The organism is Roseateles sp. P5_E11 (assembly GCF_054049355.1).
In genome coordinates this window covers 1-12624 of the sequence record NZ_JBFUMO010000124.1, presented here as the reverse complement: position 1 = coordinate 12624, position 12624 = coordinate 1, and the positions used below count along the sequence as shown (strand labels likewise).

General features: G+C 64.5%; 6 protein-coding genes and 2 pseudogenes. 4 read left to right on the top strand and 4 right to left on the bottom strand.

The window, feature by feature from the left end; all coding sequences use genetic code 11:
• From ACXJKR_RS11745 to ACXJKR_RS11730, 4 genes and pseudogenes are all read left to right on the top strand, one after another.
• Nucleotides 1-1521 (top strand): annotated as a pseudogene (locus tag ACXJKR_RS11745) (restriction endonuclease subunit R); the annotation flags it as partial.
• A 48-nt stretch (nucleotides 1522-1569) separates the two neighbouring features.
• A complete protein-coding gene (locus ACXJKR_RS11740; protein WP_457322993.1) occupies nucleotides 1570-2076 on the top strand; it encodes a hypothetical protein in 507 nt (168 codons plus the stop codon).
• Nucleotides 2077-2589: 513 nt separating this feature from the next.
• Nucleotides 2590-3303 carry a glyoxalase superfamily protein gene (locus tag ACXJKR_RS11735; protein WP_457322992.1) on the top strand — a complete coding sequence of 238 codons (714 nt, stop codon included), beginning with the start codon at nucleotides 2590-2592 and terminating at the stop codon, nucleotides 3301-3303.
• A gap of 258 nt (nucleotides 3304-3561) precedes the next feature.
• Nucleotides 3562-5094 (top strand): hypothetical protein, encoded by a 1533-nt coding sequence (locus tag ACXJKR_RS11730; RefSeq protein WP_457322991.1) that lies wholly within the window; start codon nucleotides 3562-3564, stop codon nucleotides 5092-5094.
• A gap of 47 nt (nucleotides 5095-5141) precedes the next feature.
• Here the strand turns inward: ACXJKR_RS11730 and ACXJKR_RS11725 are convergent, their stop codons facing one another.
• From ACXJKR_RS11725 to ACXJKR_RS11710, 4 genes and pseudogenes are all read right to left on the bottom strand, one after another.
• Nucleotides 5142-5858, bottom strand: coding sequence for a hypothetical protein (locus ACXJKR_RS11725; protein ID WP_457322990.1), 717 nt, complete (start codon nucleotides 5856-5858; stop codon nucleotides 5142-5144).
• 873 nt (nucleotides 5859-6731) lie between these two features.
• Nucleotides 6732-9053 carry an alpha/beta hydrolase family protein gene (locus ACXJKR_RS11720; RefSeq protein ID WP_457322989.1) on the bottom strand — a complete coding sequence of 774 codons (2322 nt, stop codon included), beginning with the start codon at nucleotides 9051-9053 and terminating at the stop codon, nucleotides 6732-6734.
• Between the two features lie 101 nt (nucleotides 9054-9154).
• Nucleotides 9155-12172: a TonB-dependent receptor plug domain-containing protein gene (locus ACXJKR_RS11715; protein WP_457322988.1), complete on the bottom strand. Its 3018-nt coding sequence runs from the start codon at nucleotides 12170-12172 to the stop codon at nucleotides 9155-9157.
• A 78-nt stretch (nucleotides 12173-12250) separates the two neighbouring features.
• Nucleotides 12251-12624: pseudogene (locus tag ACXJKR_RS11710) on the bottom strand (FecR family protein); the annotation flags it as partial.

Below are 12624 nucleotides of genomic sequence, written 5' to 3'. Positions count from 1 at the left end.
GATGTGGCAACCGTCCAGGACTACAGCTGGGAACTATTCATCGCGTTCTGGGACCGGCCTCGCAACCTTCTTTTCATACACGGCTCGAGCAACAGTAGCGAGTTCAAAGAGCTGGCAAAGGCACTTTGCGGTGAGGACGCCACCTTGGTCGTTGACCCCGTCGTTTACCGAACATTCCATGGAATCAATCGGCTCCTTTTGACCAACGTCGGCCTTGATGAGCACTTTGGTCGGCAGATTCGCTACACCGGGCGGATGGGCGCCGACGTCGGATCACGTCTTTCCGAAAGCACAAAGCAAGGGGCCAGGAAGGCCGTGCTGGCCGGCGTCGGTTTTGAGAAGGGCTCGCGGACTTCGATTGGCGCCGCGAAACGCGGGCGCGTCTGGTCGGCACAAAGGTTGCGCGTGGACACCTTCATCGCATGGTGCCGCCACATCGGCACAAAGATTGTCGACAACTCCATCAACACGGAGGAGGTTCTCAAGGGAACACTCATCCCGCGCCAAGTTGACGCGCGACCAAACGTTGCCGCCATCGGTGTGGACTGGCCTTCGGACATCCTTGAGGTGATCGAGTCGATGACCACGCTCACCTGGCCGTCGGGGCTCCCGCACAAACTCACCGACCTAGGCATCGAGCTCGTCGATGGTGCTCCCGACAAGCCTCTAGTCATCCGGGTCTTTACAGATAGCCGAGAAGTCCGCGTGCGGCTCGAACTACGCCGCATCGACGCCGAGTCGACGGATTTCCGGTTTGTCTATGAAGGGGCGGAAACGGCGCGCATCAAGCGCGGCGATGAGGTCGACCTCTGCGAATACTTCACTGACACCCCGCCCACGTTCTGGTTCGCGGACGGGTCAGCCCTTGAGGGGAACCTCTACGTTGAGCTCGTCAAACCGCCGGAGGCATACGCAGTCGAAAAACTAGACGTGATCGACTGGACCGGCGTGGACATCACCAAAGAGTCGCAGCACGACGAGAAGCGTGCCGACTCGGTTCAATATCGCGTCATCGAGCTGCTGAAGCAACACGGCGGCTACGAGGTGGTATTTGACGACGATGGCGCTGGCGAAGCAGCCGACGTCGTCGGCATCCGCCTCGACGACAAGAATTCGCCGAAGGTCATATACGTCGAGCTCTATCACTGCAAGTTCTCGCTCCAGCCCGAGCCAGGTGCTCGCGTGGACGACCTGTACGTAGTCTGCGGCCAAGCTCAACGCAGCATCGCGTGGCTGCACAACCGTGATCGGCGCAAGGACCTCTTCAACCACCTACTCAAACGCAACGAGCAGCGTACCGATGCCGGACGTCCGAGTCGGTTCGAGCTTGGCGACGACGTCCGACTCATCCAGCTAAGAGACCTGAGCAAACGGTGCGAACTGCGCCTCTCCGTGTTCGCAGTTCAGCCGGGGGTTTCAAAGGCGAAGGTCAGCGCGAGCCAACTGCTATTGCTTTCGGTGGTGGAGAAGTACCTACACGAGACCTATCAGCTGAGCTTTAGCCTTATGTGTAGTGCTTGATTGCCTCCGCTTCCGCACAAGCAGCGAGACAGAAAAGATGCCGAGACCATGCGACAGAACCACTTCACCCGCCCCACGATCCTTACTGCCCTTGCGATGCTTGAAGCCCGTCTCTCGCAGGCCAAGTTTGACCAGCTTGTACTTCGGCTGGCGCAAGAGAAGCACATCTCCTCCGACACCTCCATCAGCGTGCCCAAGAAGGCTGCGCAACTAGGCCGCCTGATCTTTGCGAACGGAACGGAGCTGGTTCACACACTGGATGGCACCGTCACCCTCGCCGAAGCGGCGGTACGCGAGGCCGTGGCCCTGATGGTGAACCTGGACAGCCCATGGCCAGAGCAGAAACGCCTGCTGCGAGCCCTGGCGTTGGACGGCTTCGTCGTCGACTGGAAGGATGATTCCTCGAACTCACCGCTACTGCGCGCTGCACTTCCCGATGAACTTGACCTTCCGGCGGCCGATGACGAGGTCCACGAGTTGCTCAAGCACTTCGGCTTCAGGACGGCGCTCGGCCACCTCGACCAAGCCATCGAAGCCCACACCCGCGGTGACTGAGCCGCAGCGAACAGCCAAGCACGCTCATTCCTTGAGAGCCTTTTCGACGAAATCGCGCACAACATCGACTCAGTTGAGGCCGCGGCCAAGGGCAGCTCCGAAAACCGTCGCGCCTGGCTGGCAGACCGCGGGTTCCTGTCCAAGCCTCGCAACGAGTGGACGAACGACGGCAAGAACTACGTCAACGGGCTCTTCAAGATGCTGCACACCGAAGGCTCGCATCCTGGGCTATCCGACGACGACCGCAGCACTTTCCGTCTGCATCTGGCGCTCGTCACCGCCAGGACCTTCCTGCGACGGCTGAAGAACGGCGAATAGCCGCGTTCGCGACACCTTGCTGTGCCTACTCACTCGGCGATAGACTTGCGTCCAGGGTGGCAGCCCTGCCGTTCGCACCTCACCTTGAGGATTGGTGAATCTGCCTGAATGATCTTCCGTCACTTCGTGGTCTAACCCACCCGGTGCCGGCGTAACGCGGACCACGCCTTCTAAGTGCCCGGTGATGGAGTAGCCATGGATTCTCCCTCCTCTGACCCAGGTCCTGTCCAGCCACGTGGCCCGGCGCATGCCTTGAAGGGTGAAGCTCGGCGCCTTCGAGAAGAAGCGCGTTCCAAGGGACAAGAGCTTTCTCACGCGGCGGCCCTCGAGCGCGTGGCCCATTTACGCGGCTTCCGCGATTKGAACGGCCTCAGCGCGCATATTGCAAAAGGCGCAGGGCAGGAAGTGCCTGTCGCGACCTTTGCTTGGCAGCGACTCGACGAGCCGCTGCCGAAGCTGCCGACACGCATCCTGAAGCCAAGCGAGCTAAAGCGTCACAGCAGCGTGACCGAGGTGATGCGATGGGCGCGGCAGTTGGAATTCATCGCTGACAAGGTCGCCGAAGGCGACCGTGGGGAAATGATGGAGCTCATCGGTGAGCGCACCCCGTATGTCCTAGAGCGGAGCAATTCGCGATGGCCAGACGGTCTGTATCGCCTGTGCGACCGCGGCTACGACGTCTTTAAAGGACTCACCTTCTCCGACGACCAGGTTCTAGCCTTGGGGCTGCCGACCTGGAACGACACGGTCGGGCAGCACGATGGCAATGGATCGTTCACAGTCGTCGGCGACGCATTGCGCCACACAAGCAACGAGAAGAGGCTCAAGCAAATGGCGCGGCTACTAGCCAGCCTAGCGATGGAAGCGGACAGAGCCGGCGTGCAGGCTGGCGCAGGGTCCGACGCCTAACGGGGTGGCAATGCCCGCTACGGGGACCGTCGACGGATAAAGGCGAGCCACGAAGCGGTATGCGGTCCGCCCAAACGGTAGGTGGGCTTCCCGCAGCCGGGACCATCGTGCTATCTTTGCCGCCGGTCGCCGTCACCTGCCGCACGCGCCCTTCGGGGTAGGACGAAGACGGACTCTTGTACTTAGTGCCACCCCATCGTGTTTCCCCACGGGCGGCCCGCAAAGCGTGTACCGGCTCTGACGCCCGAGGAGTGAAGCATGGATGTCCCGCAGCTCAAGCTGCTGGCAGGGCTCGTTCGCGGCCTGCTGGAACAACACAACGTGCCCATCGGGCACTCTCAGTCCCTCGACCTGATTGCTGCCTTGCCAGGCCTGCGCAACTGGCCTGAGGTCAACGCCTTCCCCGACCGCGTGGCGGTCTGCGAACTAAACGGCAGCACGATCGCGCGCTTGGCGCACCGGTTGCGCAGCAGGCACAACGTCGAGCTCACGGCGCAGGAACTCGTTTCCGCGCTGAGCCCGCCGGGCACCGCTCGTGGAGCTGGTGCCGCCCCGCCGCAGATTTGGCCAACCGGGCCAGCGTCAGGTGTGTATGTGACAACGTCACAAGAGGCGATCAACGCGCTCCTGCATCAGTACGAAGAGGCAACGGACGGCGAACTGGTCTATGCGGAGTCCGCGGCGAGCGATTGGGAAGGCGCCATCGACCTGGGCGAATGGGGACTGTCGTCGAAGGGGCTGGCCAGAGTGCCTAGCGGCACGCTTATCGTCGTGGGCCCGGTGCAGTTGAACCAGCAATCCTGGGAGGACAGCGCCAACAAGCTTGACTGGGCCTGCCTGCGGGCCGACCTGGACGGCCACCGCGTCGCCGTTCTCATCGACACGCCCCAACCGGAGCTGATGTTCAAGGACATCGAGCTCGCCATTCGTTCGGTCACGCCCTACGTCGGAGAGTGCTATCCCGCGCTGACCGGCATCGTGACGGAGGAGGGCGAGTTGCGCCGGCGTACCCCGTTCGTGCAACCCGTTGTTCCGCGAATCGTCAGCACCGCCAACGCACCAACCGATGCGTTGCCCCGACAGCTCCTCGACCTTCTTCAGCAGCGCCTGAAAGAGCGCAGCACTGGTGTGCTCGTCCTCAGCTCTTGCGTCTGGGAGGAGCACTGGGGCGTAGAACAAATCGCTGCTGCTTTGCCGCTCACTGAGGCGGTAGGCCCGGCGTGCCGTATCAAGCCGCGGAGCCGCGGAACGCCCGCCAAGGACATGATGGTGCCCGACGTGGTCAGGGAGCTGCCGTTCCTCTCCAGCGTCGAAAGCGCCTACGCCCATGGCTACCGTCGCATGTTGGTGACCTCCAGCTACACCGACTTCAGCGACCTGCTGAAGTACGACGACGTGCTGTTCTTCGTCGGCGGCCACAACCTTGAGGTTGAAGAGGCCGTAGTCGAGACTGTCCGGCTGCGTGGCAGCGACGAGCTTGACCGGTTCTTTGAGCGCCTGGTTGCGTGCGCCGGCGTGGCTCCGGTGGCAGTCGGCGGCGAGACGGTTCACATCTGCGATGCCTTCATCCCGGACGCCAACGTGCCATTTAAGGGCCGTGGCTTCAGTGGCGTCGTCGACCATGTGCGCAAGCACCGGACGATTCGCTGGGAAGAGGAGCTGGATCGCCTGCTTGAGGATGGTGCTGTGACGCCAGAGCAGGTGCGAGCGTCGATTGAGCCCCGCCGCGGGCAGACCCTTGACGCAGCCTTAGCCAAGTGGGGCAAGCGTCGCGGCCGCACCACGGCCTGAGCGCGTGCGGAGCCTGGCCCTTGATGGCCGGGCTTCCTGGGCGCTCGTTACGGCTTCTCCGCCTGGAGCGCCAGGAACTCAGCCCATGCAGCATCCAGCGCTTCGAGCTCGAGGCGATGCTCGCCTCGCCGCTGGTAGTGCTCCCGTAGCTGCGTCTGCGATTTCGGAGTCTTCGGCAGCCCACGAGCGCGCACGAGGCTGGCGGCCATCAGCCCCACGTCGTCCCTGCGCTCACCATCGCGGAAACGCCGGCCCTGTGTCAGGAGCCAGCCGCTGAACGCCGGCCGAAGGGCCTGGTACTGCGCCCGCGCAGCGAGAGCCGGCGCCCGTAGCACGTTGACCGCGTTGTCCGGCCTACGCCACGTCAGCTTGGACTGCGCGTCGCGCTTGGCCCAGTGCTCCTCAGCGCTGAGGGCGCGCTCAGCCGTGTGCGCGCCATGGGACGCGAAGTGGTCCGCCTTGAAGAACACGTCGCAATGTGCGCAGTAGTAACGCGAAGGGTCTTCCTCGTACTGGTCCCCGTGCAGGTAGTACCGACGACGAGGATCAGCCGGAGGCCGCGCTTGGGACGGGGCCGCCGGCGGGGCTGTGGGGCCGTTGGAGCTGCCGCTGCGGTGCTTGGCCAGCAATGACCAGTTCTTGAAGCCGCGCTCGGCCGCTATGCGGTCGAGCGCTTCACCGTGGGGAATGGAAAGGGTGCGGCCGAGCCGCTTGGCGTCGCGCCGCAGTTGGTCGAGCTGGGCTGCCGGAATGAGGGTTGTCATGGCGAGTGGTCTCCGCGGTCACCTCAACACCGATGCGCCCACACACCGAGTCAGGCGACCGTTGAAGGCCAAGCCAGAACTCATTCGTCGTCACGCTGTCGAAACCGACTTCGCCTCGTGGGCGGGCAAGCCAGCGCGACTGGCTTTCCGCTCATTCTAGTCAGCTAGTTGCCGGTAGATTCCAGCACCCGGRACAGCACCGCCCCCAGCCGCGCGCACTACTGGCGGGCAGCCATCGACTGCCGTTGCTTAAGACGCACCGCCCGAAGCCTTGCTACCATCACCCTCAGTTAACGACTTACCTGCTCTGCTTTACGCAGGCGGACAGTTCGGAGACCTTCCAGGTGGCCTGGTGCTCTTAGCCTCCATCGTCTCGATGTTGGAGTTCAAGTTCTCAGTCACGGTGAAAACCGGGAAAAGGAGCAAGAAATGAGCAAGGTGTTCAGCCTGAAATGCAAGTGTTCTGGTGCCAGGTCTCTGGGGGTAAAGGCAGCAGGCCACTGAGGAAGGTTGGAATCGTCTCTGTGTTTAGCTGGGTAAGAGCAGACCTCCCCCACCATTCAGCGCCCCGCTCGCCGGGGCGCTTTCACGAGCGGCTCAATGTCAGCAACCTGTTCTCTCGGGTGAAGCTGAAGGTCAGGGCTTGTCGCAATGAATGACCGGTCTGCCTAGTTGCTGCCGTCAAGGCGCGTAGCGCGAACGACTCAGATCAGCCTGTTGCCGCGGATCGGCGGATTTCCGCTTTGGGCACTTTGCTGCTCTACGGACGCCGGCCGCGAGCGTCAGTAGCCGCCCTGCGAAGCGGCCGCACGCGTCAGGTTAGAACCGTCGACCGAGTCAATTGCAACCGGCCTAGCGGTCAATCGTGACCAGCTATCCCCGCGCACAGCGAGGCTTTGCGTCATCCGCACGCTTCATCTCTTCCATCTGCCGCCACGCCGCGTTCTGCCCGCGCAGGCCTTCCACGGTTTCCGCAGGCCACAACGTCGAGGTCCGCTCCTCGCCTTTCAGCCAGAAGCGATACCAGTCCACATTGCCTTGCAACGAAATCATCCTCTCGCTTGGCAGCGACAGCCCATGTGCCCCACCCGGGATCACCACCATCTCCACCGGCTTGTACTGCCGGCGCAGCAGCGCGTAGATGTCCCAGTTGTTCAACACCCAGGGACCGTAGGTCTCGATGCGCAGCGCCGAACGGATGCAGTCGGTGTGCAACGCCGGCTCGTTCCGCGTCCACGCCGCCAAGCCGCCGCCAAAGGGCAGCCCGCGGTTCATCTGCTCCTTGCGCTTCCACATCGCATCATTCGCTCCGTAGGTCAGCGTCAACGAGAAAAGCGTGTTCGCGTCGCCGTCGATCAGGCTGGCCGCCCGGATCGGAAGGTCCGAGAACGTCACGAGGTTCAACACGCGCTCCCCCGTCCCGCTCCATCCGATGATGCCCACGCGGGCCGGGTCGACGCGCCCCTGCTTCACCAGTGCATCCACGGCGCCGCGCACGCCCTCGTTGAACCGCTGCAGCGCCTGCCATTCCTCTACCACCGTGCCTTTTACAGGCCGCCACGRCATGTCCAGAACCAGCATGCCCTCGCGCAGGAAGGCGCGCCCCGCARACCCGCTGGTGGCGCCGTTGCCTAGGTTGGGGCCGTCCAGGTAAAAGCGATCAGGCGAGAACCCATAGCTCTGGATGACCAGCGGATACCGCTTGCTGCGATCCACGCCACCACTGGGGCTCATCAGCCCGCCCTCCCAACGGCGCCCCTTGGCGTCCTGCCACGAATATGGCTTCATCTCTCCCCACGTGGCAGCTTCGAACTGAGGATTCAGCGTGGTGAGGCGCACCGTATTTCCAGCCGTCCCCGTCGCAACGACGTCCGGCGGCTGGTTCAGCCCCTCCGCCACGCTCAGCGTCCACACCGGCCGCGTGCTGCCCAAGGGAACCGTTCCGGCCGCGCTCTCCCGCCAGACGTCGCCGACAGCCCTGCGGAACTCGCGCCGCTTGCCGCTGTCCACCAACACGAACCCGCCGCTCAGCGCGTGCACCTCCTCCAAACGTCCCGCCAGCGTCGCGATGGTCTGCCACCGGCCGCTGTCGGGCCAGTACTCGATGACGTGCGACGCGAGAGATGTCCTCCCGCCCTTCGTCACCGGCAGATGCGTCCCCGCCAACACCACCGACGCCCCGTTCCCCTGCCAGATCCTGTCCCTGTGTTCGGGCCCGCGAGATGGCACTGCACCGTCGGGCGCATCCAACACTGCCTGCTCCTTGCCGTCCTCTAGCCGCCAGGCAGTCATCCGCCGCGCCGAGTACGACTGCGGGCGGGAGTAGTAGCTCTGAGGATCCGCGGTGCGAGACAGGTCGAAGAGCTTCGACAGCTCCGCCACCATCGGGTACTCGCGCTCCCATGCGCGCGTTCGCGCGGCAGTCTCGTAGCGCGGCAGCAAGGCCCAACGGCCATCGGGCGAGATGCTGACGTACGGCACCTCGGTGTTGCCTTCGAGAAACGCCTCGCCCAGGGGGCGTGCCTTCTGCAAAGCTGCATCGGCCACGTAGTAGCGATACATCCGGCGCTGCGCCCGCAGGTCCTGCTGGCCGAACTTGACGCTCCAGAAGGACTGGTTCCCCACCACCACGCTGCGTGCACCGTCGCGCAGCGGCGGGTTCGGCACCTGAACCGCATACACCAGTCGCTTCATGTCCCGCGCAGCGGCAAACGAGACGATGGGATTGGTTTCGCGAGTGAGTTGCACCACGCCCCGTGTCGGCAAATCGAGCCGATACACCTGAAAGGTTTCATCCTTCAGTCGCGCCAGGAACATCAGCGTGCGGTCGTCCCACCAGCGCACCTCCTGGATCGGCGGGCGATGGTAGTCGCCGTCCAGCGCGGTCTCGAACGACAGCACCGTTTCCGGCGCCGGCATGCGCCGGTCGGCGGGCCGATCCGGCGTGAGGTGCAGCATCACGATCTCGTACCGGTTCCTGTCGGTCGCAACGTCGGCCTTGCGAGTGACGATGAACGCCCGCGTGCCGTCGGGAGACACCTGTTCCTGTAGCGCGTCGGCGCTGTGGTCCTGCGGATAGACGATTCGCTTGAACTCCACCACGTCGCGGACGGGGGGGCCGCCCGAGGTTTGGGCGGCGGCCGAGACTGCTGAGCAGAAAAGAGCGCACATCAGCGCTAGAAGTTGATAAGGCATTGAACTGCTTGATATTCGAAGCGCAGCACACCGCTCCGTGTCGAGACGGGTCGCTGCAAATGGGTGAGAAAGCCGCGAGGACTGCGGCCGTCAGGCGCGCTCTACCAGTCGAGCGACAGCCGCGCGCTGGCATAGCGCCCGCGCCAGTCAGCCTGCGTGACGTCGTAGTACGGCACGTTCTGAACGAACTGCGGCTCGCGGTCCGCCACATTGGCGATGCTCAACGACACCGAAGCCGCCTTGAACCCCGGCAGGAGGCCCGGCCACAGCTTCTTGAGGTTCAGGCTGCCGGCCAAGTCGTGCACCCAAAAGTTGCCCAGGGGGCTCCCGGCACTGTCCGAGTCACGGTACCGGTCCAGGTAGCGGCTCGTCAGCGCGAGGTTCCATGAGCCCTTATCCAACACCACCGACAGGCGCCCCTTCCAGCGCGGCGCCCAGAAGTCGTCGAACCTGCGACCGAGGCGGTTTTCCTCGTCCGTGCCCGGCGCAAGGACCACCCGGTACTTGCTGGCCCGCGTGGCGCCTGCTGCCACCGTCCAGCGCCCCAGCTCATTGCGCCACGAATATGCGGCGTCCAGGTCCGTGCCTGCGGAGTTCACGCTGCCGTAGTTCACCTCGGCCTGCTTGATGCTGGTGATCACACCGGGCTGGCCGTTGACGGAAGGCCCGCGCGTCACGAAGCCGGGGAACAGCTGTTCATGGTCCAGCGCCGTCTGCGGCTGCAGCAGCGCAATGAGCCCGCGGATACGCACCTGCCACTGCGACACGCTCAACCGCGTGCCCAGGCTTCCCTCAGGCTCCCATACCGCGCCAATGGCTTGGGCGCGGCCGCGCTCCGGCTGCAGTGCCTTGTTCGTCGTGCGCACCACCGTGCCCGACGTCACCGCCTCCCCACCGCGCGCCGGGTCCACCAGGCCGAACAGCTCGGCCCCGTAGCTCGAATCGTCCACGTTGGTCTGCAGCAATGTCGGTGGTTTGAACGACGTCGCCGTCGACGCCCGGATCAGGAAGCTGCGCGACGGTCTCACCTCCAACCCCGCCTGATACGTGTTCGCCGAGCCAAAGTCCGAATAGCTGTCGCGCCGGCCCGCGAGCGTCAAGGCCGCCAGGTCCCAGCCGCCGCGCTCCGTGCCTGCCGCGCGCCACAGCGGCGCTCGCATCTCTCCATAGGCCGCCGAATCCCGCCTGGCATCATGAAACTCGCCCTGGCTCGGAAACGACACGTCGTAGTAGTCCCGCGCCGCCTCGGCGCCCACCACCACCTCCAGCGGGCCGGCAGGCAGTTGCCACGCAGTGCCGCGCAACAGGCCGCTGAGCTGGTCCTTGCGTCCGTTGCTCTGCCGGATGTTGTCCTTCCAGATGCCGCRCAATACCTTCTCGTTGGCCGCTCGCCCCGTCGTGAACGGGTTCAGCGCCGCCGACGTAGAGGTTGCTGCCAGCGCGGCAGCACGCGCTGTGTAGTCGACGTTGGCGTTCAAGCTCTGCGAGCCGCCCCGGTCCCGCACCGTGGATGCCGTCAGCTCCGCATCCCAGCTCGAACCCACCTCGCCGCGCACGCCAACCAGCGCACGCGTGAACCTCGTCTGCCGCGCCAGGCCCTGCAGCCCGTTCTCCGGCCCGAGGAACCCGGTGACCATCACGTCCTGTCCGAACGGGTTGAACGGGTTCCCGGCCGCCACCGTCACGAAGTTGACCGACAGTCCCAGGTCCTTGCCCTCAAGGCGCTCGTCCGCATAGGTGAACTCGCCGAACACCGTCCAACCGTCGCCCAACTTCCGTTCACCCAGAGCATGCAGCCCCAGGTTCTCGGTGCCATGCACGAGGGTGATGCCATTGTTGTTGGCATACAGGTTGCACAGGTTCGCCACGCCGGCCGAGGCCTGGAAGTCCGCCACGCTCAACGCCCGTCCCGCGGGGTTGGCGGGGATGCCCGCGAAGCTGGAATTCAGCCCAGGCAGATTGCCGCCGTTCAGGCTGCTAACTGTGCCCGGCGTGCAGTAGCGCACTCGGGCATCCGCGCCGCCGAAGCGCCGGTAGTCCGCGTCCCGAAAGAACTCTCGCTCCGCCATCGTCAGCGGCGTGGTGCGGCTGTACGAGCCCATCAGCAGGTAGCTGCCCTCAGCGCCGCTGCCGCCGGTGGCCAGCGACACGTTGCCGTCGCTGAAGCCCCGCCCCTTGCCCGCGCCCACCGCGATCGACTGCCCGTCGATGGACTTCTTCAGCACCACGTTTACGACGCCGGCCAGCGCGTCGCCGCCATAGACGGCAGACGATCCGACCGGCACCACCTCGACCCGCTCGATGGCCGCCATCGGGATCAGATTCAGGTTGAAGAAGTTCGCCGCTGACGATCCCATGGCCTGCACGCGCCGGCCATTGATCAGCACCAGCGTCGACCCGAGCGGCAGGCCGCGCAGTTGCACCGTTCCCTGCCCCAACGTGTTGGCAAAGCCGCCCTCCCCGGCCGACGCTGACACCTCGTTGAGGCTGGCGAGAAATCGCTGCAGCGTCGGTTGCCCGCTCTGCTCTATGTCCCTCTTGGTGTAGAAGTTCACCGGCGCGGGGCCATCGGAATCCACCCGCCTCAGGCGCGAGCCGGTGACCTCGACCCGTGTCAGTTCGTGAGGGCCCTCATGCGCATGGCCGGGATCGCTGCCGTGGTCGGTGTCTTGAGCTTCAAGAGCCCGGACCTGATCAACTTTCAGCGCCGCGCTGGTCCGGACAACTGCAGGCGCACTGCTCGCCGGCGCTGGTGGTGCGCTTCCCGGTGCCACTGGCTGTCGCACGACCACTGCGCCGTCCTGCGTGATGTGGGCCTCCAGACCGGAGCCTTCCAACGCGGCGGCGATAGCCTCCGCACCGGAAAAGCGCCCCGATACCGGCTTGGCCATCCGTCCCGAGACAACCCGCCGCTCGAAGAGCACGGAGGTGCCTGTCAACCGACCAATGGCTTGCAGCGCGTTTCCCAGGTCTTGCGCTGGCTGCTCGATCGCATAGCGGGCAGCCGGCGGTGGTTCGACCGCGCCTGCGAGGCAGCAGCCAAGCATGAGCGAAATCGCTAGGGGAATGGGCAGCCAGTGTGTGCGGTGGCGGCCTGTTGTATTCGTCTTGCGGACCATCTCGTACCCTTGTTCTGTTGTCGGTGGAGTGACAACTAGATGACGGGCCTGTCGAGAAAGTTATTGCCAGTGCTTGCTCTAGTGAAAGTTTTCGAGCGCCAGCCGTCCACTGCTTTCGCTCACCTTCAAACCATGCAACGCAGCTACTGCGCGGGCGAATCCGGCGCTGTCTCCAGTCCGGAATACACCGCTGACACGCAGGTTTGTCGACAGAAGATCGCCAGACAGCACCACCGGCGTTCGGTTGTAGCGGTTCATCTCTGCCACCGCATCGGCAAGCGACGTTTCCTGGAAGACGGCCTCGTGGCGTTTCCACGCCATAACCTGCTCAACGTTCGGTCGATCCACCTTGACTGCAACCTTGGAGGCATCCACGCGCGCGCTGTGATCGAGCTTCAGCCGATCACCGGGCTGCAGCACCACGGCCTGGCTGGGCGCCAGAGTGCCTATCC